This window comes from Citrobacter sp. H12-3-2, assembly GCF_009649895.1.
In the GTDB taxonomy this organism is placed as follows: Bacteria; Pseudomonadota; Gammaproteobacteria; order Enterobacterales; family Enterobacteriaceae; genus Citrobacter; species Citrobacter portucalensis.
In genome coordinates, this window is sequence record NZ_CP045837.1 from 223,123 (window position 1) to 249,350 (window position 26,228).

Genomic DNA, 26,228 nt, shown 5'->3' on the forward strand with positions numbered 1-26,228 from the left:
ACCGCATCCGGCAAAAGAATTACAACGACTGATGGCGGGTTTCGTGGGTCAACAGCAGTGCAATCAGCGTCAATGCCGCCATCGATGCCAGATACGTACCAACAGCCGCCAGACCATAATTCGCCTGCAACCATGCAGCGATGTATGGGGCAACCGATGCGCCGAGAATCGACGAAACGTTGTATGAGAACGACGCCCCCGTGTAGCGCACTTCGGTCGGGAACAGCTCCGGCAGCAGTGCGCCCATCGGGCCAAATGTCAGACCCATCAGGCTTAAGCCCAGCAACAGGAAGGCGAACACCAGCACCGGATTGCCAGAGCCGAGCAGCGGTTTAAAGGCAAACAGCGCAAACAGAATGATCAGCGTGGTGATGATGAGCATGCTCTTGCGGCGACCAAACGCATCGGCCAGCAGGCCCGCCACCGGCACCATGACGCCAAAACCAATGACCGCCATCATCAGCATCCACAACACTTCATTACGCGGCAGGCCAAGCCCTACAGGCGCTGCGGCGGTACTGAACGTCATCGAATAGACGGTCATGATATAGAACAGCGTATAGGTCGCCAGCATGATGAACGTGCCGAGGATCGTCACGCGAACATGTTTTGTCAGTAGAGTACCCAGCGGGATTTTCACCTGTTTTTTCGCCGCGGCTACTTTGGCGAAAACCGGGGATTCATGCAATGAAACGCGGACGTACAGACCGATAATCACCAGCACCGCGGAGAAGATGAACGGTACGCGCCAGCCCCAGCTCATGAACTGTTCGTCGGTCAGCAGCCAGGAGAGCAGCAGAAAGGTACCGTTGGCGAAGAAGAAACCGATAGGCGCGCCCAGCTGAGGAAATGATCCGTACAGCGCGCGTTTGCGCGGTGGTGCGTTTTCCGTCGCCAGCAACGCTGCGCCGCCCCATTCACCGCCCAGACCTAAACCCTGACCAAAACGCGCCAGCGCCAGCAGCAGTGGGGCGAAAATGCCGATAGTTTCATAGCCCGGCAGCAGGCCAATGACGACTGTCGAGATCCCCATGGTAAGCAGTGAAGCAACCAGCGTGACTTTACGGCCGACGCGATCGCCGAAATGTCCGAACACCGCGGAACCGATTGGTCGGGCCACAAAGGCGATAGCAAAAGTGGCGAGGGACTGTAGCGTAGCCGCGGTCGGATCCCCCTGCGGGAAGAAGATATGGGGAAACACGATTACCGCGGCGGTGGCGTAAATATAGAAGTCGAAGAACTCAATGGCGGTGCCAATGAGCGAGGCGACGACAACTTTATTGCGCGAGTTGACCGGGGTGTGTTCCTGTTCGTTGTCGAGTGTTGTGGCTGTTGCTTGCATAATATTTTCTTATTTTTGGCCGAACGAAAGGTCATATTACGCACAGCAAAAGAGACATTTCAATCTGTAACAAACTTTGAGATCGGTCAAAAATGGAGCAAAAAGGGGATAATTTTTAGGCTTGAGATTTCACTTCCATGAAATGCTTCACACAATTTAAAGCTTGGATGATAAAACTGGTTTTTGGTTAAATAAAAGTTACGGGTTGGATTTATTCACTAAATCAGTGAGAACAGGCGGCATTATAATTGCCGGATGGCGCTGCGCTTATCCGGCCAACAAAACTCTCCCGTAGGCCAGATCAGCGCAGCCCCATCCGGCCAGTTAACAAAGATTAGCGGTGTGTTTTCCCCGGCATACGCGGGTCGTCTTTGTATTCCGCCGTGGCAATCCAGGCTGCGCAAAACAGGGTCAGACGAGCGAAGAAGTAGAAGAACGCCATCAGTCCAAGCACGGAACCAAATGCCGCGCCCGACGGCGACTGCACCAGTGATGGCAGCGTATACGTCATGATCATTTTGATGACTTCAAACCCCAGCGCCGCGATAAAGGTACCGCGTATGAGCGCTTTCTTACGCGGTCGGTGACGCGGTAGCCGCCAAAAAATCCAGAAGAACAGCAGGTAGTTGGCGAAAATAGAGATGGTCAGGCCGATCAGCCGCCAGGCGGGCTTCAGCCATTCGATACCGTCGAGATACAGCGCAGAGATAATCATCTGCTGGGCGGAACCGGCGATAGAGGTAATGGACAGGGTAACAATCAGCGCAACCAGTAAGCCAATCAAGGAAACAAAATCACGCAGATATTTGACCCAAATTTTTTCCTGATCCTGCGGCGTACGTTCCCAAACATCCCGCGACTGGGCACGAATCGCTTCGCGCAGGTTCCCCATCCAGTTAATGCCGGAATAGAGCGCGATACCCAGCCCAACCAAACCTACGGTCGTACGCTGCTGAACGGCGGTATTGATGGTGTTTTTCAGCGTAGAGGCGAGCGTCGGATCGCTGACGTTCAGCAGAATCTTGCTGAAGATATCCTGCAACAGCGTAGGGTGCGAAGCGAGAATAAAACCCGCGGCGGCAAACGACACCATCAGGATTGGGATCATCGACAGAAACGAGAAGTAGGTAATGGCGGCGCCAAACTGATTTCCCATACGATCGTTAAACCGCTCTGCGGCACGAATAAGATGGGCGATGATGGGCTGGCGTTGAATTTTATCGGCGAAGGTCAGCGCGGTTTTCAGCGCCTGGTTCGCTTTAGCGTTTTTCTCCGGCGAGGCGGAGGCTGATTTATGTTCTGGCGTAGGGTGTTTTGCGTCTTGTTCCTGCGTCATCCGATCGGTTGTCCTTATTTTGTTCACTCATGACATTATAGCCTGCTCAGGGGCGCATCCTGAAAAATGGACTAATCCACATAGTCTTTCATCACGCCAGTCAGCCATTCCATAAACAGATGTACCCGGCGGGAGAGGTTGCGCCGATGCGGATAAAGCAAAGAGACTGGCATTGGCTCGGCGCGATATTGCGGCAACACTTCGACCAGCGTACCGGCGCGCAGGGCATCACGCACGCCAACGCGCGGCACCTGAATAATGCCCAGACCGGCAAGGCATGCTGCGTGATAGGTTTCGGTACTGTTTACCGTTAGCATGCCGCCGGTTTTAACCCATTGCGTGCCGTTTTCTGTCGCCACTTCGAAACCTTGCGCACGCGTTCCCAAATTGACCGAGTAATGCACCACTGCATGCGAGGCAAGATCCTCCAGATTTTCCGGATAACCAAAGCGGGCGAGGTATTGCGGGCTGGCGCAGTTAATCTGCGTGAGTTTCCCCAGCGGGCGCGCAATCAGCCCTGAATCTTTCAGCGTACCCACGCGTACCACACAGTCGAAACCTTCGCGGATCAAATCCACCAGACGGTCGCTGCTGCTGAGTTCGAGTTCCAGGCCTGGATACTGATGCAAAAAGCTCGGTAAGCGGGGCATCACCAGGTTTCTTGCTACACCGACCGGCATATCAACGCGCAGCTTGCCGCTGATGCTGGACGGATCGTGATGGAACAACCCATCCAGCTCATCCAGATTACTCAACAGATCTTTCGCGCGTTCGTAATAGATCATGCCGTCTTGCGTGAGCTGAACGCGGCGTGTTGTGCGGTGCAACAACTGCGTGCCCAGATGATTTTCCAGAGCCTGGATCTGGCGCGATACGCTACCTTTAGGAAGTCCGAGGGTGTCTGCGGCACGCGAAAAGCTCTCCAGTTCTGCGACGCGGATGAACAACTGCATTGCGTGAATTTTATCCATTCTCATGCCCTATTGTTGTTCTAAATGAAACAGTAATGCGCAGTTAGCAGTATTTATTGTTCTTCTATCACCTAATAAGCTTTGTCTCAATCTTCACAACACCTGAAATGAGGTTTCTTATGACGCAACGTATCGCATTGGTGACTGGCGGCGGCCGTGGACTCGGTAAAAACGCGGCGCTGAAGCTGGCGAGTAAAGGAATCGGTATTATCCTGACGTGGAACAGTAATGAAAAAGAAGCGCAGCAGGTTGTGGATGAAATACGCCAATCTGGCGGTAAAGCAGCGGCATTACCGTTGAATGTCGGTGATATTTCTACATTCCCTCAGTTTGTTCAACAGGTGCAGGGAACGTTACAAACGCAGTGGCAAAGTAACGTGTTTGATTATTTATTGAACAATGCCGGAATCGGCATTAACGCACCGTATCCGGCATTTACTGAAGCGCAATTTGACCAACTTTTGAACATCCATTTTAAGGGCCCCTTTTTCCTGACGCAGAGCCTGCTACCGCTGATGAATAAAGGTGGTCGCATCCTCAATGTCTCGACCGGACTTGCCCGCTTTGCGCTACCGGGTTACAGCGCATACGCAGCCATGAAAGGTGCGATGGAAGTGTTAACCCGTTATCAGGCAAAAGAGCTGGGAGAGCGCGGCATAACGGCGAATATTATTGCGCCAGGCGCAATAGAAACGGATTTTAGCGGCGGAAATGTGCGGGATAATGCGCAATTGAATGCGTACATTGCATCGCAAACGGCGCTGGGACGCGTTGGTTTGCCGGATGATATCGGCGATGCCATTGCTGCGCTGCTTAGCGATGAACTGGCCTGGATGACGGCACAGCGTATCGAGGTATCCGGCGGAATGTTCCTGTAAACCCATAAGGTGCTTATTCAACAGGTCACGGCATGCGTTGAATAAGCACTTAATGCTAGATTGTATTTTGTAACAGATTTATCCATTGTCGTAGATATCTTATTTTTAGCTAAAAATATAAAATCATATTAATTAATATTCATTGTCTTATCATGAGCGTCAAATATTAAGACTTTCCCTAGTTTTCGAACCTGTTTTTGTTCCTTTGTATGATCCTTCGGGTTGAGCTGTAACTATTCATAACTTCTGCTTCTTTCTTCTCCGTCTATCGGTAAAATGGCCCCCCGCCAAATGGTGACTTCTTATTTTACCCTATGGGTAATACCCTTCCGCATGTTAAGGCTAATATCCTATTCGGATGGAGATAAATAATGCAGGTAGTAATGTTTGACAGGCAGTCAATATTTATTCATGGAATGAATGTAAGTTTGCAGCAACGTATTCCAGGAGTGGATGTTCAGGGTGTCAGTCAGGCAGATGAACTTTGGCTGACGCTGGAAGATAAACCCGAGGCATTAGTTATATTGGATGGCGACCTTGATGCTGAGTTCTGCTGTAGCTTGCTGCAACAGATAGCAGAGCGCTTTGCGATGGTGAAGGTGCTGGTGACCGCAACGGACTGCCGTAAAAAATGGCTGCAAGAGGTCACTAAACTGAACGTGCTGGCCATTGTTCCGCGCGATTCTGACGCGGAAACCTTTACGCTGGCTCTCAATAGCGTCGCGATGGGTATGATGTTTATCCCCAGAGACTGCATAACCGCTACCGAAAGCGGTGGGCAAAATATCAGATTGCTCAGCGCACGTCAGCGGGAGATTTTGACCATGCTGGCCGCCGGAGAATCTAATAAACAAATTGGTCGACTGTTAAATATCAGTACCGGAACGGTAAAAGCCCATCTTGAATCGTTGTACCAGCGCCTGGAGGTAAAAAACCGCACGCAGGCGGCAATGATGTTAAACAACACCATTTACTAGGAACATATTTCACGGTCAGAATGTTTCTGGCTGTGAAATAGACACTGGCCAGATATTTTTAGCGCAAAATTGGCTAATTCCCACGCTGAATATCCACGAAATTAATACTTCCAGCTGAAACCTGTCTTTTATTTGCGTCATTTCCTTATGGATGAATGCCTCGCAGATACTCATATCTGCGAGCAGTAATGTTTCTGCCTGCATCACCGTAATTGGGGTGTCAAAGGATTCATTGGCGGAGATTTCGTGCCCGTAGCCAATGACCCAGATGCCATTTTTGTCCTGATACTTTTCCAGCGACAGGCCCTGCCATTGCTTAATAAATGCAATACAGGCGGGCGTGAAATGCGTCGAACGCAGCGGCATAATCATCTCTGTGCAAAGAGACCTATTCTAAAAAAAACACGCCGTTACGCTAGTTGCCTGACAGCCAGTATTTACCGCAAAACGACCTATGCCGTGGGCGGCTGATATTCCTGTTTTAACAGACCAAAAATCCAGTCATCGTGCCAGGTTTGATGTATCCAGTAGCTTGCGCGTAGCGTGCCTTCATGAATGAACCCGACCTTTTCCAACAGACGCCGTGAGGCTTCGTTTCCTGCGGTGACACAGGCGGTTAGCCGCCGCAGACCGCCGCTGGCAAAAGCGTATTCACACACGGCATGCAGAGATTCAGCGCCATAACCTTTACCCTGTGCCTGTGGGGCGAGCAGAAAGCCAACCTCGGCACATTCATTGTTATTCTGAATATATCCGGTCACACCAAGCGGTGCTCCCGATGTCTTATCGCACAGGAGCAGACATAGCCAGTGTGGGCTGCCGGGATACCATTCAGGCAGGCGGGAGTCGAAGGCTGTCCGTATTTCCTCTTCAGTACGTGCGTCAGCGACAAAGCGCATCACATCTGGGTTCTGCTGTAGCGTTAAGAAGAACGTCCAGTCATTTTCTGTCAGTGGGCGGCAGAGCAGACGTGATGTTTGCAGTACAGGCACAGGCTTATCTCCAGAATAATTTTCAATGATTGTGCGGAAGTCACTGTAAAACTTATTTATTTGCTATATGAATGTGTTCTAGTCTACATCGGCACAACGTTGCGTTTAAAAAAGATAATTACATACCATGGTGAGGCCTCACGTTTTGGGTCCTTTTAGGGAAGATGATGACCAATAGCGCGTTACAAGCGACATGTACACCCTTTGAACATTGTCTGGGGATTATCCGCCAGGCGTCGGTAGAAATATTACTGCTGCTAGGCGTACATGCCGCAGAAGGCAAAGACCCACGGTGGTTTCTCGAACAACTGGATCAGGCACGACTGAATCTGGGCGGCTGGGGGGCTGTCGCCAGACGGTTGCAGATGAATGATGCGCAATTGAGCCAGTTCACTCTGCGGCTACGTCATCTTCAACAGAGTGTACCCCAATATGAAAATGGCCAGGACGTCAGTGAAAACCAGCTGATTTCAGCGCTGCGCTTTGTGGCTTCTCTGGAACAATTACGCCAGCAACAGCCCATCCTGAAGTATCAAACCGAAATTGCACCTGTGGAGCCGGATGCTCAGATGCGGGCGCAGCGTCAACTTCGCGCAATAGAATTAACCCTCAAATCTCTGATTGCACGGGTATGGCCGGATCAACATCCTCTCAACAGCTTTCTGAAACAGCACTTTGGTGGTGAACGTCTGCGTCGCTGGCTAAAGTTGGGCGAAGGACGAGATGCGCTGGACGGTATGATGTTTAGCGAGCTGGCGCTGATGGTCGTCGATAAGAAATTATTCGTTCGCCACTTTACGCAGATTTTTAACGATACTTCGGTGCTCATGTCATTTGTTGAGCCGCGTATCACGCTACGCATGTTTTTGGATGATTGCCGCCTGGCTCGTAACTGCGTTATCGCGCAGCAGCCGCTGACGTCGGTACAACTGATGTTGCTGGACTACCAGTACCGACAGATAACTCATCCTGTGCAACGGGCATTTGAAGAACGGCGTACGCGCATTAATCCTGCGTCGTATCTGGAATCTGATGAGGCCATGGTCCGCCAGTTTTGGGAAACAGCAAAGCAAAAAGACGAGCAAGCGGGAGGCGATAAGCATGAAATCGCAGACAGTATTGATCCGCCGGAAAAGCGGGCCAAGCGCACGGCGGAAGAACGTGAACAGCTGATTTCCGGCATGTTGTGGGTAGCGGTCGGCGTGATGGTGCTGGCGATTTCGCTGGGTGCGTTCTGGTTATTTACTTCGCCAGCGCCACAGACGTCTTCCGGACAATCCGTTGAAATTGTGCAGGAGGAACCGCGACGCGATGCCCCCAGCGCACGGGAGGCGGTGACCCGAATGGGCATCACCTGGGATGCCTTTAACATGCGGGCGGCTATCGATCGCAATGACACCCGCGTGACGTCACTGTTCCTGCAGGGCGGGATGGACTGGAAGCTGGCGTGGACGGAGCAGGCATTTTCGGCGGGCAATACTGAGGTGTTGAGACTGCTGCTGCGTTACCCTTCGCAGATGGATGAAAGCAAACCATGCCGACAGTTTATGACTACGCTCAGCCATGCGATGTCGAATGGGGCATCGCTCACTTCGCTGCATAAAAGTTATCTGCAAAGTTTTTGTTCCGTGCCTGCGGTCGTTGCGCGTCAGCAATATGATCTTGAGCAGGCCGAGCTGCGTGTTCGCGCCCAGCCAAGCCCTGAGAACAAGAAATGGCAGAAAATTCACGCCGAGCTGTACGATGCGATTAACTGAAAGCCTGATGACTCAGACCGTCAGCCGCTAGGGTTCGCCATACAAACCGATGAGTCTGCGCACCACACCATTGGTCCAGCCAAAGCCGTCCTGCAACGGATATTCCCCGCCGCCGCCTTCGCGCGGCGCGGCGTCAGCTATGTGGTATTTTTCGATAAGCTTGTGGTGTTCCTGATAAAAGAGATTCACCGTTTTCAACCAGTTACGGGCGATTTCATCCCCGAGATGGTCGTCACCGTACAGTTTGAAGCCCTGGATCGCCATCCACTGCAGCGGCGCCCAGCCGTTGGGTTTATCCCATTGCTCACCGGTTTCATGCTCCGTGGCTAAAATGCCACCGGGCGTGAGCAGGCGACTGCGAACTGCGTTAGCAAGCCGATCGGCTTGTTCATGCGTTGCCATACCGACATACAGCGGCACAATACTGGCGGCAGAGAACAGGGCCATTTGTTCGCGCCGCCAGTCGTAATCGCGATAGCAGCCGTTTTCATCGTCCCAGAGATAGCGGTTTACCGCATCACGACGATCGCTGGCTTTCTGGCGAAACAGCGCTTCCGTTTCTTTGTCACCTTTCAGCGCGGAAATATTGGCGATAGTGCTTTCCAGCTTGTAGAGGAATGCGTTCAGGTCAATTGGGATGAACTGCGTGGTGCGTATGCTGGCAAGGCGGCCTGCGTCGCGCAGCCAGCGCGATGAATAATCCCAGCCAGAAGCCGCGCCCGCGCGTAAATCCCGATACACTTCATTGGGCGGGCGACCCGAATGCTTGGCGGTCTCGACGTCTTCAAGCCATGACTCATCGCGCGGCGTATCACGATCGTCCCAATAGCGGTTAAGTAGAGAGCCGTCCGACATTCTGATCACGTGGCGGTAGGCCTGGTTGAGTACCAGGGAATCGGCGCCATCCATCCAGAAGGCGTACTCCATTTTTAGATGATCAAGGTAACGACGCGCGCCGCGTACACCATCTTCTTCAAACAGCTCCACCATCAGGGCAAAAACGGGCGGCTGTGAGCGACTCAGATAGTAAGTACGGTTGCCATTCGGGATGTGACCATAGTTTTCAATCATCCAGGCAAAGTTATCTGCCATACATTTCAGCAGATCTTCGCGGCCGCTCTCTGCCAGACCCAGCATGGTAAAGTAGGAATCCCAGTAGTAGGTTTCGCTAAAACGCCCGCCTGGCACAATGTATGACTGCGGTAACGCCAGCAGCGAGGACCAGGGAATGTGATCCTGCGGCTCGCGAGTCAGCACCGGCCACAGTTGATCGATATGTTCTTTCAGCGAACTTTCCGGGTCAGAAACGTATTCGCTGGAGGGCGTTTCCGGGAGCCAGAAATGGTTCTCGACGAAGCGTCGCAGATCGAAGTCCCGATGGCGTTTAACCTTGCGATAGCGAATTAAAATGTCGAGCGGGTCCATTTTGGGCGCACAATCTGGGAAGGTTTTACTATCCGCAAACAGTTTGGATGACTGGACGTGTTCGAACAGTTCGAGATAACGATCGGCAGGGGTTAACGCATCTGAAGCGGGAAGTCCTTCAATCATCTCCGGCTCAGGCTCCGCCTCAATCATTTCATCCAGCTTTAACTCGCACGGATCCATTTCATAAAGCAGATCGATGTCGATCGTCATTTCTTCAGAAGGGGCGTGGGGTAGTTTCTGGTTGAGCATAATGAGAAAGACCTCCGATGGACGTTGAAAGATTAAGGCTATTGCCCGGTCGTCAGTTAAGCGTAGACATTCGCTTCGGTGTCGGGTGAGTAAAGCGTGCGGTTGATCACGTTTTAATGCTGAGCAAAATTTAAAAATCAGACTATCCCAATGAAAATAATGGATAATTCAAAGTTCTGCATAATCTGAATATATTCCATTTTCAGAGCATTCGATTGCAACGAGGTGTGAACAGAGACAGGTAACGCCTTATCTCTATAATAGGCGCAGGCTATTCTATTGATAGTTCTCCCCCATGTAATTGCTTGATACTTATCAAAATAGTAATTCTCTCATTTCCTATGATGGTCAGGTCTGACAAAGACTGTGCATTAATTATTCTAATTTTTCTGGGTCACAATAACTCACAACGGTGAGGGTAAAATAATGAAAATCATTACCCGTCTTACCGCGATTGCCATAGCTGGCATCGTGATTTGTTATTTTGGATTATCCGGTTATGTGTGGTATCACGATAATCAACGTAGCAAACAGGCTGATGTTCAGGCCTCTACGCTGGAAGAAAATAATAAGGTATTAGGATTTTTACGCGAAAAAGGATGCGATTATTGTCACACGCCTTCAGCTGAATTACCTTTCTATTCTTCTTTTCCTGTCGCTAAGCAGTTGATGAATTACGACATTCAACTGGGATACAAATCATTCAATCTTGAAGCCGTTCGTGCGGCGCTGGTCGCAGATAAACCCGTTTCGCAAAGCGACCTGAATAAAATTGAATGGGTGATGCAGTACGACACCATGCCGCCAACGCGATATACCGCGCTGCACTGGGCCGGGAAGGTCAGCGATACGGAGCGAGCCGAGATCCTGGGCTGGATTGCGAAACAGCGTGAGCAGTATTACGCCAGTAACGATACCGCCGCGCAGCATCGTAATGAACCGGTACAACCGATACCGGAAAGCATCCCAACCGATGCCCGCAAAGTAGCGCTTGGCTTTACGCTTTACCACGACCCGCGTATTTCAGGTGACAGCACGATTTCTTGCGCGCATTGCCACGCCCTGAATGCAGGCGGCGTGGATGGCCGGAAAACGTCGATCGGCGTAGGTGGCGCCGTTGGCCCGATTAATGCGCCGACGGTGTTTAACTCGGTCTTCAACGTTGAACAATTCTGGGATGGTCGTGCGCCAACATTGCAGGCGCAGGCAGGCGGCCCGCCGTTGAACCCTATCGAAATGGCGTCTAAATCCTGGGATGAAATTATCCAGAAACTGGATAAAGATCCGCAATTGAAGCAAGAGTTTATCGCGGTTTATCCGCAGGGATTCAGCGGGGATAATATTACCGATGCGATTGCTGAGTTTGAGAAAACGCTAATTACGCCAAATTCGCCGTTTGATAAATGGCTACGCGGCGATGAAGCGGCGTTAACTGCTCAGCAGAAACATGGCTATCAATTGTTTAAAGATAATAAGTGTGCGACCTGTCATGGCGGTATTATTTTAGGCGGGCGCTCATTTGAGCCATTGGGTTTGAAAAAGGACTTTAATTTCGGTGAGGTCACTGCCGCAGATATTGGCCGCATGAACGTCACTAATGAATTACGTGACAAGCTGCGTCAAAAAGTCCCGGGCTTGCGTAACGTTGCGCTGACCGCGCCTTATTTCCATCGCGGTGATGTGCCTACGCTCGATGGTGCGGTAAAACTGATGCTGCGTTATCAGGTGGGTAAAGAACTGCCGCAGGAAGATATCGACGATATCGTGGCGTTCCTCGAAAGCTTAAACGGCGTGTATACGCCATATATGCAGGGTAAATAAGAGAAAACCGGATGGCAAAGCACCATCCGGTTTATTTATTGCTTAACGCATGGTAACGAATTCTTCTGCCGCCGTTGGGTGAATCGCAACGGTGTTATCAAAGTCTTTCTTGGTTGCGCCCATTTTCAGCGCGACCGCGAAGCCTTGCAGCATCTCATCCATTCCAAAACCAATACCGTGAATACCGACAATTTTCTCTTCCGGACCAACGCAAACCAGCTTCATGCGGCACGGCTGACGGTGTGTGGTAACAGCGGTATACATCGCGGTAAACGATGATTTATACACTTTCACCTGGTCATCGCCGTGCTGTTCGCGAGCCTGCTGCTCGGTCAGGCCCACGGTGCCAATTGGCGGGTGGCTGAAGACCACGGTCGGGATGTTGTTGTAGTCCAGATGCTCGTCCGGCTTGTTGTTAAACAGACGCTCGGACAGGCGACGGCCCGCGGCAACGGCAACCGGCGTCAGCTCAACGGCACCGGTATTGTCGCCGACGGCATAAATACCCGGCACGCTGGTGTTCTGGAATTTATCAACGACGATGTAGCCTTTTTCGTTGGTTTTCACGCCGGTAACAGCCAGATTGAAGTTGTCCGTTTCTGGCTCACGACCAATCGCCCAAATCAGGCAGTCTACCGTTTCGCTACGACCATCTTCCAGTTGCAGGGTCAGGCTGCCGTCAGCGTTTTTAACAACCGCTTTTGGAATCGCGTGAGTATGCAGAGTCGGGCCTTCGGCGTTCATCACCTCAACCAGCGTGTCGACGATCATCGGGTCAAAGCTACGCAGCGGCGCGTGTTTGCGTACGAACAGGTGCGTTTGGGCACCCAGGCCGTTAATCACACCAGCCAGCTCAACGGCAATGTAGCCTGCACCAACAACAGCCACGCGTTCAGGTAACGCTGGCAGCTCAAAGAAACCATTAGAATCAATGCCGTATTCCGCGCCAGGGACAGCCGGGCGACTCGGGCGACCACCAGTGGCAATCAAAATATGATCGGCAGTGATGATTTCACCATTCACTTCAACGGTTTTTGCATCAACGAAGCGGGCAAAGCCTTTGATCACATCGACATTATTTTTGCCCAGCACGTTGTCGTACGAGGTATGAATACGATCGATATAAGCGGTACGCGTGGCGATCAGTTTATCCCAGTCGAACTTATTGATGGTGGTGTCGAAACCGTAATCCGGACCGTACATGTGGATCGCTTCGCGGACCTGTGCGGCATGCCACATCACTTTCTTCGGTACGCAGCCAACGTTAACGCAGGTGCCGCCTAACTCTTTGGCTTCAATCAGTGCGCATTTTTGACCGTACATTGCTGCACGGTTAATGGAGGCAATACCGCCGCTGCCGCCGCCAATAGCGATGTAATCATAGTGCTTGGTCATGACCGCTCCTTTATGTTCATTGTAGGGCGGAGAAGCGTTACGCCATCCGCCAAAATATTCGCGATTGTATACCTGATATTAAAAGGTTCCACCGATGGCTGCGATTACTCCGGTACTATCCAGCTTACGGAAGTATGCCCGGTTCCTGTCGGAACCAGTTTGCTGTGCAACCACGGCAGGACGTTGTTCATCTGCTGCTCCAGCTTCCACGGTGGGTTAATCACAATCATGCCGGATGCCGTCATGCCGCGCTGATCGCTGTCCGGGCGTACTGCCAGCTCAATTTGCAGAATCTTGCGGATGCCGGTGTCTTCGAGATCGTGGATCATGCGCTTGATTTGTTGGCGCAGAACCACTGGATACCACAACGCATAGGTGCCGGTCGCGAAACGTTTGTAGCCTTCGTTAATACCGGTCACTACTGCCTGGTAGTCGCTTTTGATTTCGTAGGGTGGATCGATAAGGATCAACCCACGACGGGAAACCGGCGGTAATTTTGCTTTCAGCTGCTGATAACCATCGGCTTTGGCCACGCGAGCGCGCTCATCTTTCTGGAATTCGCCGCGCAGCAGAGGGAAGTCGCTCGGGTGCAGTTCAGTTAATTGCAGACTGTCCTGTTCGCGCAGCAGCTGGCGAGCAATTAACGGAGAGCCTGGGTAGTAGCGCAACTGACCGCTACGGTTGAAGTGCTGCACTACGCCAATGTAGGGTTCCAGCTCGGCAGGCAAATCGTCCTGCTGCCAGATACGCGCGATCCCTTCCAGGTATTCACCGGTGCGTTCGGCATGCTCACTGCTCAGCTGATAACGGCCAGCACCAGCATGGGTGTCCAGATAAAGAAACGGTTTTTCTTTCTCTTTGAGCGATTCAATGATCAGGCTCTGAACGGTGTGTTTAAGGACGTCGGCGTGGTTGCCTGCGTGATAACTGTGGCGATAACTGAGCATGGGTAATGAAATTCCGCTGAAATGACGATTTGCCACAGTTTACAGCAGATCGACACGGATTACCCGTAGGCCCGGTAAGCGTAGCGTCACCGGGCGTCTTTCCATCACGGTTAGCATTGAAATCCTCTACACTTAACCCCATTGTACAAATTAATATGCACAGCGCCGGATACGCGCTTCATTCACTCTTTTCAACAGGACCGCGCTAATGACCAATCCATTGCTGACTCCCTTCGAACTGCCGCCGTTTTCTAAAATTCAGCCAGAGCACGTTGTGCCTGCCGTCACTAAGGCGTTGAACGATTGCCGTGAAAATGTTGAGCGAGTGGTTGCGCAGGGCGCACCGTACACCTGGGAAAATCTCTGCCAGCCGTTGGCAGAAGTCGACGATGTGCTGGGGCGTATTTTCTCTCCGGTTAGTCACCTGAATTCGGTGAAAAACAGCCCGGAACTGCGTGAAGCCTACGAACAAACGCTGCCGCTGCTGTCTGAATACAGCACCTGGGTTGGACAACATGAAGGCCTGTACAAAGCGTACCGCGACCTGCGTGATGGCGATCATTACGCCACCCTGAACACCGCACAGAAAAAAGCGGTTGATAACGCGCTGCGCGATTTTGAGCTTTCTGGTATTGGTCTGCCGAAGGAAAAACAGCAGCGCTATGGTGAGATTGCCACCCGCCTGTCTGAGCTCGGCAACCTGTACAGCAATAACGTCCTCGATGCTACGATGGGCTGGACCAAGCTGGTGACCGACGAAGCGGAACTTGCCGGGATGCCGGAAAGCGCGCTGGCCGCCGCAAAAGCGCAGGCTGAAGCCAAAGAGCAGGAAGGCTATCTGTTAACCCTGGATATCCCAAGCTACCTGCCGGTGATGACCTACTGTGATAACCAGGGGCTGCGTGAAGAGATGTATCGTGCATACTCCACGCGCGCATCTGACCAGGAGCCAAACGCGGGCAAATGGGACAACAGCCCGATAATGGAAGAGATCCTCGCGCTGCGCCACGAACTGGCACAACTGCTGGGCTTTGAGAGCTACGCCTTTAAATCTCTGGCTACCAAAATGGCGGAGAACCCGCAGCAGGTACTCGACTTCCTGACTGACCTGGCGAAACGTGCCCGTCCGCAGGGTGAGAAAGAGCTGGCTCAGCTGAGCGCCTTCGCGAAAGCGGAATTTGGTGTTGATGAGCTGCAGCCGTGGGATATCGCTTACTACAGCGAGAAACAAAAACAGCACCTCTACAGCATCAGCGACGAGCAGCTGCGTCCTTACTTCCCGGAAAACAAAGCCGTTAACGGTCTGTTTGAAGTGGTTAAACGTATTTATGGCATCACCGCCAAAGAGCGCACCGATGTTGACGTCTGGCATCCGGAAGTTCGTTTCTTCGAGCTGTACGACGAAAACAACGAGCTGCGCGGCAGCTTCTATCTTGATCTGTATGCCCGTGAACACAAACGCGGTGGGGCGTGGATGGACGACTGTGTCGGCCAGATGCGCAAGACAGACGGCACATTGCAAAAGCCGGTCGCTTACCTGACCTGTAACTTTAACCGTCCGGTGAACGGTAAACCTGCGCTGTTTACCCACGATGAAGTGATCACCCTGTTCCACGAGTTCGGCCATGGTCTGCACCATATGCTGACTCGTATTGAAACCGCGGGCGTTTCCGGTATCAACGGTGTGCCATGGGATGCGGTCGAACTGCCGAGCCAGTTTATGGAGAACTGGTGTTGGGAGCCGGAAGCGTTGGCGTTTATCTCTGGTCACTTTGAGACCGGTGAGCCGCTGCCGAAGGAACTGCTGGATAAAATGCTGGCGGCGAAAAACTACCAGGCAGCGCTGTTTATTCTGCGTCAACTGGAGTTCGGTCTATTTGATTTCCGTCTGCACGCGGAGTTTAACCCGCAGCAAGGGGCTAAAATCCTCGAGACGCTGGCGGAAATTAAAAAACAGGTCGCCGTGGTGCCGGGCCCAACGTGGGGCCGCTTCCCGCATGCCTTCAGCCACATTTTTGCTGGTGGCTACGCAGCGGGTTACTACAGCTATCTGTGGGCAGACGTACTGGCGGCAGATGCCTTCTCTCGCTTCGAAGATGAAGGGATTTTCAACCGTCAAACCGGACAATCGTTCCTCGATAACATCCTCACCCGTGGTGGTTCTGAAGAGCCGATGGAACTGTTCAAGCGCTTCCGTGGCCGCGAGCCACAGCTGGATGCAATGCTGGAGCATTACGGGATCAAAGGCTGATTTACCCGTCATACTTCAAGCTGCCTCTTCGGCAACTGCGCTTACTCACCCTGGTCACGTACTATTTGTACGTTCCCAGGGATTCCTTCACTTGTTGTCTTGATGCAACTCGAATTATTTAGGGTAAAGCGGAATTGAAAATCTGCTTAGTAGATGAAACAGGCGCCGGAGACGGCGCCTTATCTGTTCTTGCCGCCCGCTGGGGACTTGAACACGATGAAGATAACCTGATGGCGCTGGTGATGACGCCGGAACATCTGGAACTGCGCAAACGTGATGAACCCAAACTCGGCGGTATCTTCGTGGATTTCGTGGGCGGTGCGATGGCCCATCGGCGCAAATTTGGCGGTGGACGCGGTGAAGCGGTGGCAAAGGCGGTTGGCATTAAAGGCGATTACCTGCCGGATGTGGTCGATGCAACCGCAGGGCTGGGGCGCGATGCGTTTGTACTGGCCTCGGTAGGCTGCCGCGTACGAATGCTGGAACGTAATCCGGTCGTGGCGGCGCTGCTTGATGATGGCCTGGCGCGCGGCTATGCCGACCCGGAAATCGGTCCGTGGCTGCAGGAACGTTTACAGCTGATCCATGCGTCGAGTCTGACGGCGTTAACCGATATCACGCCGCGCCCGCAGGTGGTGTACCTCGATCCGATGTTTCCACATAAGCAGAAAAGCGCGCTGGTGAAAAAAGAAATGCGGGTGTTTCAGTCATTGGTGGGGCCGGATTTAGATGCGGATGGGCTGCTGGAGCCTGCGCGTCAGTTGGCCACCAAACGTGTGGTGGTGAAGCGCCCAGATTACGCGCCGCCGCTGGCGGATGTCGCCACGCCGAATGCGGTAGTCACGAAAGGGCATCGGTTTGATATCTACGCTGGGACAGCATAGTTTGTAGATCTGTGCGCTGTGCTGCCTGATGCGCTGCGCTTATCAGGCCTACGGCAGCGTGTGGTTTGTAGGCCGGATAAGGCGTTAGCCGCATCCGGCTTGGTGCGCTGTGCTGCCTGATGCGCTGCGCTTATCAGGCCTACGGCAGCGTGTGGTTTGTAGGCCGGATAAGGCGTTAGCCGCATCCGGCTTGGTGCGCTGTGCTGCCTGATGTGCTGCGCTTATCAGGCATACGGCTGTGCGTGGTTTGTAGTCCGGATAAGGCGTTAGCCGCATCCGGCATAACCTATTAAACAAACGGTGCCAGCGGGTCGGCAATCTCAAATGCTACTGCTCGGTCTGCTTTCGGTGGGTAAATCAGCTCGCTGACAATCGACACCTTCAGCTTCTTCGCTTCTGCGCGCGTCAGTTTCACCTGTTGATCCCATCCTTCGCTATACACCGCACCCCAGGCACCAAGATCCAGGCAGGTGACGTAGTTTTCCTGACGATATGGCAATGGCGCTACGTCTAACAGGTCCGCCGCAGCGTTATTACCGGCAAATTTACCCAACAAAATAGCGTGCTGGCAGGTCATCAGCGCATGGTTGCCTTTGTCGTCGGTGGCGGCATAGGCCACATCGCCAGTGGCGTAGATATCATCGTGACCCACAACCTGCAGATTGGCATTCACATGCAGACGGCCCTGGCGATCGCGCGGGGCGTTAATCTGTGCTGTCAGGCTATTAGCCTGCACGCCGACGGTCCAGATAACCGTCTGAGAGGCAATCACCTGCCCATCTTTCAGCGTGACGCCGGAGGCATCCACACACTCTACTTCCGCATTGACCAGCCACTCGACGCCCAGTTCAGCAGAGGCTTCGATAATCACGTCACGTAATTCCTGGCTCCAGCGTCCGCCCGGCTGAGCACCGCGTTCAACTACGACAACTCTGGTCTTAGCATCCGCGCCCAATATTTCGCGCAAACGACCCGGTAATTCCAGCGCCATCTCTATCCCGGTGAAACCACCACCACAGACCACCACGGTATTACGAGCCTCACTTTCCGGTTGTAATGCCAGATTGTTAATGTGCTGCTCCAGTACGGCGGCGCTCTCGAGTTGGTCGAGGTCAAACGCGTGCTCGGCGGCACCGGCGACGGTATCGCGGTTTACGTGACTTCCGCTGGCGAGCACCAGGCGGTCATAGCGATGCAGATGAGTGTCACCGTTGGCATCTTTCCAGCTCACCTCTTTAGAGTCCGGGAGGATTTGCTCGACGTGACCTCGCAGGAAGTTGACGCCGGTAACGTCAAATAGCGGTTGCAGTGGTGCGACCAGCGTATGAACGGCGCTTTCATAAAATCGTGGGCGGACATGCAGCTCCGGTTGTGGCGCAATTACTGTAATATCAATGGCCTGCTGATGTTTATCCGCCAGTCGTGCGGCGCTTAATGCTGCCCACATACCGGCAAAGCCGGCGCCCACGATCAGAATTTGTTTACGCATTGGGGTTTTCTCACTGGTGACTACGATTTATTTACTCGGATTTTATTTGTCGTAGTTATGAATTGCAATGCGATCGAGATCCTTTTTGCCTCAAAGGGTGGTGTTTTTTGATTATCTGTTTGATAAACATGTATTTAAAGTTCTGTTATGAAAAGGGGGTACTTTGCTGTCTGGAATGAATGAGATGAAAAAGCTACAATAAACTCAGATTCATTTTGGCTGAGATAAGAGAATGGCATTCTACAGTTCGGGAGTTGAGTACGGCATTCATAGCCTGATGTGTATGGTCGACAGTAAGGGCGACGCGCGGGATATGAGCGTGCGGGAAATAGCCGAACTGCAAAGCGTACCGTATGACTATCTGGCAAAAATTTTCACCCGTCTGTCCAAAGCGGGTCTGGTGCGCAGCATTGAAGGCAAAGGTGGCGGTTTCCAGTTAGCTAAACCCGCTGAACACATCACGGTGCTGGATGTGGTGAATGCTATTGATGGCGATAAGCGCATCTTTGAATGTCGTGAAATTCGCCAGCGGCTGGCGGTATTTGAGGAACATCCACCGGAGTGGGCCTGTGAAGGCATTTGTGGCGTGCGTTCGGTAATGGACATGGCCCAGCAGCGAATGGAAGAAGCGCTCGGCCAGCATACGATTCTGGACTTGGCGCGCAAAATGTACCGTAAAGCACCGGATACCTTTGTGGTGGAAGTGCAGGAGTGGATAGACGCGCGTAAAGGGTAGTGAGTGAAAATGCCCGATAGCGCAAGGCGACCGGGCTGTATCTCAGGCTATTTTGAAAAGATTGACCATCTCCGGGTTGCGTTCTATAACGCGGAGAACCTTTAAATAGGTTCCTGTAGGAATACGCCTTTTTTGTTCCCAGGCCTGGATCAAAGAGGATGAAACACCTATCGCCTGTGCAAATTCATCCTGCTTCATTTTAGCTTGTTTACGAATGGCTTTGACGTCCGGAAGTTCATACCGGGTGACCTGGGCGGCAGCTTTACGGCCCTGGCTAATTTCAACGGCCTCGCTTGCCGATTCCATCAGTTCTTTAAAGAAATCATTCATAACGAGCTCTCTTTCAATTGGTGAATGATGGCCTTGAGTGCGTTTTTTTCCTCGCCGCTCAGGCTGTCTTTCCTGCTTTTAGGATAAGCCATGAAAAGCCAGATACGCCCTTCGCCATTTTGAAAATAGTAAATACTGCGAATCCCACCACTTTTGCCTTTGTTGGTACTTTCAGGTGCGAAGCGGATCTTCCTGCAACCGCCAGTCCCTTGAATTAAATCTCCCTCCAATGGATTTATAATGAGCATTTCCTGAAATGCCCGGAACTCATCCTCGGTGAGAAGCGCTTCCCGTTGGCGTGAGAAAACTGAAGTCTCAATAAACTCAATATAGTTCATGGTCATGTCCGTCCATGATGACCTGGTTGTACAAACTATACTCTTACAATGTAGGACTTGAAAGGCAAAAAAACCGCGATATGACTCGCGGTTAATGTGAAAAATAAGCTTATTTATTGCTCGGTACTCGGCGTATTAATCATGCGGTTCAGCCATGGCACCATAATCGCCATCACAACCGTTACGGCCAGGGTGACAAGGCCAATCTTACTGAAGACGTTGGTATAGATAGGCAGCGTTTGCAGCGGGTCGGTGATGTTCTCTGGTACGGCGGTGAACGTAGCGACATAACCCCCCATCAGGAAGGCTGCGGCTTGTGTCAGGAACCACATCCCAAGAATGAAGCCCATCAGGTGTTGTGGCACGAGAGCGGCGACCATAGCCAGTCCCAGGGCGCTAATCAGCAGTTCACCCAGGCTCTGGAACAGATACACCAGCACGATAAACCACGGCGACGTCAGCCCTTGTGCATCGGCAAACCACATCCCGGCAGCGGCGGCCGTCAGGAAGCCCAATGAGCACAGGAACATACCGAGCGTAAATTTCATCGGCATGGTCAGGTCTTTGCCTTTGTTGCCCAGACGGGTATAGATTGCGGCCAGTACCGGACTCGCCAGTACCACCCAGAACGGGTTCAGCGCCTGGAAGCTCACCGGGTTGATGGCGAAACCCAGAATTTCATGGTGTACGTTATTGATCGCAAAGAAGTTAAGCGATGTCGGCATCTGCGCGTACAGCACGTAGAACACCACCGCTTCCAGCATCAGGATAAAGGCCACGAACATCTTGTTGCGCCCGGTTTTATCCAGTTTGAATGCCTGACGGAAGAAGATGATGGTCACGACAATCGACAGGACGATCAGCACCAGGTTGGCAATCTGCACGTTGTGCATCAGCCAGGCGCAGATAAATACCATCACTACCGTACCGGCCAGCACGTACAGCAGGTTACGGAAATTCAGTGGCTTATGGTCTGGCTCAGAGCCGATATTTTTCACCATTCCGCGGCAGGCAAAGTAGACCAGCAGCGCGACGATTAGTCCGGCTCCGCACAGGTTGTAAGTCACAGCGTAGCCAAACTTATCGGCAATCACCGGCGCCAGCGACAGTGACAGTAGCGAACCGATGTTAATCGACATATAAAACAGGGTGAAAGCACCGTCCAGACGGGCGTCTTTCGGGGGATAGCATTTTGACAGCAGGCTTGCCGGGTTGGCTTTAAATAGCCCGTTACCAACGGCAATGGTACCCAAAGCAATAAAGATTAGATCCGGCTTAAGCAGCGACATCCCGGTCATGAAGTAGCCGATTGCCAGCACAATGGCACCGAGTACCAGCGTGCGCTTGGTGCCTAACAGGTGGTCGCCGACGTAGCCGCCGATCGAGATCAGGCCGTAAACCAGTGCGGCAAAGGCACCAAAGGTTACAAATGCCTGTTCTTGTGAAAATCCGAGCTGCTTAACAAAAAATACCGCCAGGATGCCCTGTACGCCGTAATAGCCAAATCGTTCCCATAATTCCACAAAGAAGATCATGAAGAACGGACGAGGTTGCTGCAGCAAGCCCGTAGGTGCAGTTTTATTCATATTCCATCGCCTTTCAAAGCCATCCCGAAAAGTATGAACGCGTATGCTTAAACGCGCCGAAAAAGTCTTATTTTGTTATAGACTGCGGTTATTGGCCGCAAGGGTAGAGTATTATAGAGATAGTTTTCGATCCAATTAGTTGATCACACTAATTATGATTTGTTTGTTGGATTGATGTACTAATTGTGACCGAATGATAAAAACAAAAACGCCCGCGAAGGCGGGCGTTTACAGGCTTAACGACTTGCAGTGGGCCGGGTTAACTTCCGGCGGCAAGCATTTTATGCTTCTTCGTCGTCACGCAGCGGAACAATCAACATGTCGACGTGGACGGTGTTGATCAGTTGGCGCGCGGAGGACATCAGTTTGCTCCAGAAATCCTGGTGGTGACCACAGACGACCAGATCCATGTCGTATTTTTTGATGGCATCAACCAGAACCTGACCCAGGTCGCCGCTACCGCTCAGGGTTTCGGTGATAGGGTAGCCTGCATTGGTGGACAGCTCGGTTAACGCGTGGTGGGTTTCTTCAGAAATGCGTTTCTGCATGTCGCCCAGATTCACGTCGATGAGCCCGGTGTACAGGTCGGAATAGTTTACGTCAACGTGGATAAGGGAGACTTTAGCATTGTAAGGTCGCGCCATAGAAACCGCTTTTTCAACCAGAACTTTGCTTTCCGGAGAAAGATCAACCGCGATAAGAATGTGTTTATAAGCCATAGTGTTACTCCTTCCATAAGTTGTCGATGACTAGCCTGCTGGCGTTATATGCCGCCGCGTCATCCGCGTCCTGCGAACCTTGTGCGCGGGGCTAGCCCAGTCGTAAAAACGTACCATATAAGGACTATCCTTACATTATAGCGACCAGGATAATCCGTCAATCCGCCTTGCTTGCCAAATAGTTAAACAAATTTTTTAGTTAATTGCATTGATAGCGATTAACCTTATGGCAAAAAAATTAACTAATCTCCTACACTATCTAAAGAGGCGTTCGGATGCGTGATACTAACACGAACGGTTTCGGCTGCACTCTTCATTGAATGGTTTGGCAGGGTATCGGGGAGCGGTAGTCCCGGAAAGGAGTTCCGTGGGCGGGTCGCCGGGGAGGAGGTATGATAAGCACCATTGCATTATTCTGGGCTTTATGTGTCGTTTGCATTGTTAATATGGCGCGCTATTTTTCTTCGCTACGCGCACTGTTAGTGGTACTTCGTGGTTGCGATCCATTACTTTACCAGTATGTAGATGGAGGGGGCTTTTTTACCTCGCATGGGCAACCGAACAAGCAGATGCGTCTGGTGTGGTATATCTACGCTCAGCGTTACCGCGATCATCATGATGATGAATTTATTCGCCGCTGTGAGCGGGTTCGCGGTCAGTTCATTCTCACCAGCGCGCTATGCGGCCTGGTGCTAATCAGCATGGTTGCGCTGATTATCTGGCACTGATGCCAACAACAGATACAAAAAAAGCGGGTCAGCTTCCTGACCCGCTTTTTTACCGTGCATTCGCTTAGATAAGCTTCAGGGAGAGCCAGTACAGCACCCCGGAAAGAATAATCGCAGCCGGCAGGGTGAAGACCCAGGCCATCAGAATGCTGGTGACCGTTTTACGCTGCAATCCGCCGCCATCAACACCCATCGTCCCCGCAACGGAAGAAGAGAGAACGTGGGTGGTGGAAACGGGCATACCGGTGTAGCTGGCGAGACCGATAGAGACTGCGGCGGTCATCTGCGCCGACATCCCCTGGGCATAAGTCATGCCTTTCTTACCGATTTTCTCGCCGATGGTGGTGGCAACGCGACGCCAGCCAATCATCGTACCAATACCCAGCGCCAGTGCGACGGCCATAATGATCCAGATAGGCGCGTACTCAATGGTGCTCAGCATGTCAGCTTTCAGTTTTTTCAGCAGACGCTGATCGTCAGCGCTTACGCCAGGCAGCTTAACCACTTTATCGGTGGTATCAGAGATGCACAGCATAATACGGCGCAGCTGACCACGCTGTTCGACGCTTAACTTGTCGTAGGTTTCCAGGTTCGCCAGCATACCTTTCGCACGTTCCAGCGCGTTGATGGTATTCGCCGGGTGGCAATGGAACTCTGTCGTCGTCGCGGGTGCCGCGTCCGTCGGGGACGGAATCAGCTGGTCTACGCCTGTGGCCTGTTTAAGCAGGTCAGGGCGCTGCTGGAAGAAGACTTCGACGTTATTGATTGCATCACGGGTACGGGTAATCTCGTAACCGGAAGCATTCATATTCACCACGAAGCCTGCAGGCGCTACGCCAATCAGCACCAGCATCACCAGACCAATGCCTTTCTGCCCGTCGTTAGCGCCATGAGAGAACGCTACGCCGATAGCGGAGAGGATCAGTGCGATACGGGTCCAGAACGGCGGCTTTTTCTTGCCATCTTTCTTTTCACGTTCTGCTGGCGTCAGGTGGATACGGGCACGTTTTTTTGTACCGCTCCAGTAACGACGCAGAATGAAAATAAGACCGCCTGCAACCACCAGACCAACAATTGGCGAGATGATAAGCGAAGCAAAAATACCGATAACTTTCGGAATGTTAAGTGCGTCCACCACCGAGGTACCGGTCATCAGTGCATTGGTTAAACCAATACCGATAATGGCGCCAATCAGCGTGTGGGAGCTGGATGCAGGTAAACCAAAGTACCAGGTACCCAGGTTCCAGATAATTGCCGCCAGCAGCATGGAGAACACCATGGCAAGGCCATGTGACGATCCCATATTAAGCAGCAGATCCGTTGGTAGCATATGCACGATGGCATACGCCACGCTGAGACCACCCAGCAAAACACCAAAGAAGTTGAACAACGCAGCCATGACCACCGCCAATTGCGAACGCATTGCACGGGTATAGATCACGGTTGCGACAGCATTGGCTGTGTCATGGAAGCCGTTAATTGCTTCGTAGAACAGCACAAAAGCCAGAGCAAGCAATAGTAAAAGCCCGGTATGTAAATCCAGGCCAGCAAACAAATGTAGCATAGGACGTTACGCCATTTTGAGGACATGAACGCGGCGCATTATCAGTGACTTTGGCGGCGCGGGCAAAGTGAAATATAGAGTTTTTTTGATTTGTCTCCTGCTTTGTTTTACACCACTAAAGAATTATCCTATATATTTCAGTTAAATACCCTTTATCGGTAGTTTGGTGCTGGTGCGACCACTGAGGAATCTTTACAATTCACACCCGCTTTTTAGAGAGGATCGCAACGTGGAAAGGTTTGATACCGTTATTATAGGCGCTGGCGCAGCGGGTATGTTTTGTGCCGCGCAGGCAGGACAAGCAGGTAGTCGAGTACTGCTTATTGATAATGGTAAAAAGCCAGGACGCAAGATTCTCATGTCTGGCGGGGGACGCTGCAACTTTACCAATCTTTATGTAGAACCGGCCGCCTATTTGAGCCAAAACCCCCATTTTTGCAAATCGGCACTGGCGCGTTACACGCAGTGGGATTTTATCAACCTGGTGGGCAAACACGGTATTGCCTGGCATGAAAAAACGCTGGGTCAGCTGTTCTGCGATGATTCCGCTCAGCAAATTGTCGATATGCTGGTAGACGAGTGTGAAAAAGGTAACGTAACTATGCGGTTACGGAGCGAAGTCCTGAGCGTGGTGCAGGATGATGAAGGTTTCACCCTCGAACTGAACGGCATGACGGTCGGCACGAAAAAACTGGTTATCGCTTCCGGTGGGCTTTCCATGCCGGGACTGGGGGCAACGCCGTTTGGTTATAAAATTGCCGAACAGTTTGGTCTGAATGTGTTGCCAACGCGCGCGGGACTGGTGCCCTTTACGTTGCATAAGCCACTGCTGGAGCAGCTTCAGGTGCTCTCTGGCGTGTCGGTCTCCTCCGTTATCACGGCCGAAGACGGCACCGTATTTCGTGAAAATCTGCTCTTTACACACCGAGGACTTTCGGGTCCAGCTGTTTTGCAGATTTCCAGTTTTTGGCAGCCAGGCGAATTTGTCAGCATTAATTTGTTGCCGGATGTTGACCTGACGAGTTTCCTCGACGAACAACGTAGCGCACACCCTAACCAGAGTTTAAAGAACACCTTAGCAATGCAGTTGCCAAAGCGTCTGGTGGAATGCTTGCAGCAGTTAGGGCAAATTCCTGACGTGTCTCTGAAGCAGCTTAACGTGCGCGATCAGCAAACGCTGGTTGAAACGCTGACCGAGTGGCGGGTGCAGCCGAACGGTACGGAAGGGTATCGTACCGCTGAAGTCACGTTGGGCGGCGTCGATACCAACGAGCTATCATCGCGCACGATGGAAGCCCGCAAAGTGCCAGGGCTCTACTTTATCGGCGAAGTGATGGACGTCACCGGCTGGTTGGGAGGCTATAACTTCCAGTGGGCATGGTCGAGTGCCTGGGCATGCGCGCAGGATTTGGTATCTGAATAAGCGAAGACGATACGTTGAGCGTGGACCCGCTGCGTTTTACATAAAGCTCACTTGTGAAATTTGCCCGGTAAATGGATTGCCGGGCAC

23 protein-coding genes are annotated in these 26,228 nt (G+C 52.1%); 9 read left to right on the forward strand and 14 right to left on the reverse strand.

Features of this window, described 5'->3' with window-relative positions; all coding sequences use genetic code 11:
- Positions 1-19 precede the first annotated feature (19 nt).
- From GHC22_RS01070 to GHC22_RS01080, 3 genes are all read right to left on the reverse strand, one after another.
- Positions 20-1,342, reverse strand: a complete 1,323-nt coding sequence (locus GHC22_RS01070) for an MFS transporter (RefSeq protein WP_003023312.1) — start codon at positions 1,340-1,342, stop codon at positions 20-22.
- A gap of 334 nt (positions 1,343-1,676) precedes the next feature.
- Complete coding sequence (gene yhjD, locus GHC22_RS01075; RefSeq protein WP_020996065.1) at positions 1,677-2,678, reverse strand: inner membrane protein YhjD; 1,002 nt, start codon at positions 2,676-2,678, stop codon at positions 1,677-1,679.
- A 71-nt stretch (positions 2,679-2,749) separates the two neighbouring features.
- On the reverse strand, positions 2,750-3,649 hold the full coding sequence (locus GHC22_RS01080) for a LysR family transcriptional regulator (protein WP_008786405.1): 900 nt from the start codon (positions 3,647-3,649) through the stop codon (positions 2,750-2,752).
- A 119-nt stretch (positions 3,650-3,768) separates the two neighbouring features.
- Between GHC22_RS01080 and GHC22_RS01085 the strand changes: the two genes are divergently transcribed.
- Positions 3,769-4,527 (forward strand): SDR family NAD(P)-dependent oxidoreductase, encoded by a 759-nt coding sequence (locus GHC22_RS01085; RefSeq protein ID WP_032945309.1) that lies wholly within the window; start codon positions 3,769-3,771, stop codon positions 4,525-4,527.
- Between the two features lie 371 nt (positions 4,528-4,898).
- Positions 4,899-5,504: a response regulator transcription factor gene (locus GHC22_RS01090; RefSeq protein ID WP_003827446.1), complete on the forward strand. Its 606-nt coding sequence runs from the start codon at positions 4,899-4,901 to the stop codon at positions 5,502-5,504.
- Positions 5,505-5,519: 15 nt separating this feature from the next.
- Here the strand turns inward: GHC22_RS01090 and GHC22_RS01095 are convergent, their stop codons facing one another.
- A complete protein-coding gene (locus GHC22_RS01095) occupies positions 5,520-5,870 on the reverse strand; it encodes a lysozyme (protein ID WP_153752058.1) in 351 nt (116 codons plus the stop codon).
- An 86-nt stretch (positions 5,871-5,956) separates the two neighbouring features.
- Positions 5,957-6,496 carry a GNAT family N-acetyltransferase gene (locus tag GHC22_RS01100; RefSeq protein WP_153752060.1) on the reverse strand — a complete coding sequence of 180 codons (540 nt, stop codon included), beginning with the start codon at positions 6,494-6,496 and terminating at the stop codon, positions 5,957-5,959.
- Between the two features lie 167 nt (positions 6,497-6,663).
- Here GHC22_RS01100 and GHC22_RS01105 point away from each other — a divergent pair, with 167 nt between their 5' ends.
- A complete protein-coding gene (locus tag GHC22_RS01105; protein WP_153753950.1) occupies positions 6,664-8,253 on the forward strand; it encodes an STY4199 family HEPN domain-containing protein in 1,590 nt (529 codons plus the stop codon).
- A gap of 27 nt (positions 8,254-8,280) precedes the next feature.
- Here GHC22_RS01105 and GHC22_RS01110 read toward each other — a convergent pair whose 3' ends face one another.
- Positions 8,281-9,930 carry an alpha,alpha-trehalase gene (locus tag GHC22_RS01110; RefSeq protein ID WP_003827453.1) on the reverse strand — a complete coding sequence of 550 codons (1,650 nt, stop codon included), beginning with the start codon at positions 9,928-9,930 and terminating at the stop codon, positions 8,281-8,283.
- Positions 9,931-10,356: 426 nt separating this feature from the next.
- Here GHC22_RS01110 and GHC22_RS01115 point away from each other — a divergent pair, with 426 nt between their 5' ends.
- Positions 10,357-11,751, forward strand: a complete 1,395-nt coding sequence (locus tag GHC22_RS01115; RefSeq protein ID WP_008786400.1) for a cytochrome-c peroxidase — start codon at positions 10,357-10,359, stop codon at positions 11,749-11,751.
- 42 nt (positions 11,752-11,793) lie between these two features.
- On the opposite strand, the gene gorA is transcribed toward GHC22_RS01115, so the two are convergent.
- Both gorA and GHC22_RS01125 read right to left on the reverse strand, forming a co-directional pair.
- Positions 11,794-13,146, reverse strand: a complete 1,353-nt coding sequence (gene gorA, locus GHC22_RS01120) for a glutathione-disulfide reductase (RefSeq protein WP_057068834.1) — start codon at positions 13,144-13,146, stop codon at positions 11,794-11,796.
- Positions 13,147-13,250: 104 nt separating this feature from the next.
- Complete coding sequence (locus tag GHC22_RS01125) at positions 13,251-14,093, reverse strand: 23S rRNA (adenine(2030)-N(6))-methyltransferase RlmJ (protein WP_003827459.1); 843 nt, start codon at positions 14,091-14,093, stop codon at positions 13,251-13,253.
- A gap of 208 nt (positions 14,094-14,301) precedes the next feature.
- On the opposite strand from GHC22_RS01125, the gene prlC reads away from it, so the two are divergent.
- A complete protein-coding gene (prlC, locus tag GHC22_RS01130; protein WP_153752062.1) occupies positions 14,302-16,344 on the forward strand; it encodes an oligopeptidase A in 2,043 nt (680 codons plus the stop codon).
- 134 nt (positions 16,345-16,478) lie between these two features.
- Positions 16,479-17,228 (forward strand): 16S rRNA (guanine(1516)-N(2))-methyltransferase RsmJ, encoded by a 750-nt coding sequence (rsmJ, locus tag GHC22_RS01135; RefSeq protein ID WP_003827462.1) that lies wholly within the window; start codon positions 16,479-16,481, stop codon positions 17,226-17,228.
- 289 nt (positions 17,229-17,517) lie between these two features.
- Here the strand turns inward: rsmJ and GHC22_RS01140 are convergent, their stop codons facing one another.
- Positions 17,518-18,717: an NAD(P)/FAD-dependent oxidoreductase gene (locus tag GHC22_RS01140; RefSeq protein WP_153752064.1), complete on the reverse strand. Its 1,200-nt coding sequence runs from the start codon at positions 18,715-18,717 to the stop codon at positions 17,518-17,520.
- Between the two features lie 232 nt (positions 18,718-18,949).
- Between GHC22_RS01140 and GHC22_RS01145 the strand changes: the two genes are divergently transcribed.
- Positions 18,950-19,453, forward strand: coding sequence for an Rrf2 family transcriptional regulator (locus GHC22_RS01145; protein ID WP_003023361.1), 504 nt, complete (start codon positions 18,950-18,952; stop codon positions 19,451-19,453).
- A 42-nt stretch (positions 19,454-19,495) separates the two neighbouring features.
- Here GHC22_RS01145 and nadS read toward each other — a convergent pair whose 3' ends face one another.
- From nadS to uspA, 4 genes are all read right to left on the reverse strand, one after another.
- A complete protein-coding gene (gene nadS / locus GHC22_RS01150) occupies positions 19,496-19,783 on the reverse strand; it encodes a NadS family protein (protein WP_087050783.1) in 288 nt (95 codons plus the stop codon).
- On the reverse strand, positions 19,780-20,121 hold the full coding sequence (locus GHC22_RS01155; protein WP_323849054.1) for a type II toxin-antitoxin system RelE/ParE family toxin: 342 nt from the start codon (positions 20,119-20,121) through the stop codon (positions 19,780-19,782). Before GHC22_RS01155 ends, nadS begins: the two co-directional genes overlap by 4 nt.
- A 113-nt stretch (positions 20,122-20,234) precedes the next feature.
- Positions 20,235-21,707: a dipeptide/tripeptide permease DtpB gene (gene dtpB / locus GHC22_RS01160; RefSeq protein ID WP_003827469.1), complete on the reverse strand. Its 1,473-nt coding sequence runs from the start codon at positions 21,705-21,707 to the stop codon at positions 20,235-20,237.
- 281 nt (positions 21,708-21,988) lie between these two features.
- The gene (gene uspA / locus GHC22_RS01165) at positions 21,989-22,426 is read right to left on the reverse strand and encodes a universal stress protein UspA (RefSeq protein WP_003023368.1); all 438 of its coding nucleotides are present in this window, start codon (positions 22,424-22,426) and stop codon (positions 21,989-21,991) included.
- A 392-nt stretch (positions 22,427-22,818) separates the two neighbouring features.
- Between uspA and uspB the strand changes: the two genes are divergently transcribed.
- Entirely contained in the window at positions 22,819-23,154 is a 336-nt protein-coding gene (gene uspB, locus GHC22_RS01170) for a universal stress protein UspB (protein ID WP_003023371.1), read from the forward strand.
- A gap of 64 nt (positions 23,155-23,218) precedes the next feature.
- On the opposite strand, the gene pitA is transcribed toward uspB, so the two are convergent.
- Positions 23,219-24,718 carry an inorganic phosphate transporter PitA gene (gene pitA / locus GHC22_RS01175; RefSeq protein ID WP_153752067.1) on the reverse strand — a complete coding sequence of 500 codons (1,500 nt, stop codon included), beginning with the start codon at positions 24,716-24,718 and terminating at the stop codon, positions 23,219-23,221.
- Between the two features lie 229 nt (positions 24,719-24,947).
- Between pitA and GHC22_RS01180 the strand changes: the two genes are divergently transcribed.
- Complete coding sequence (locus GHC22_RS01180; RefSeq protein ID WP_153752069.1) at positions 24,948-26,141, forward strand: NAD(P)/FAD-dependent oxidoreductase; 1,194 nt, start codon at positions 24,948-24,950, stop codon at positions 26,139-26,141.
- The last annotated feature ends 87 nt before the right edge of the window (positions 26,142-26,228 follow it).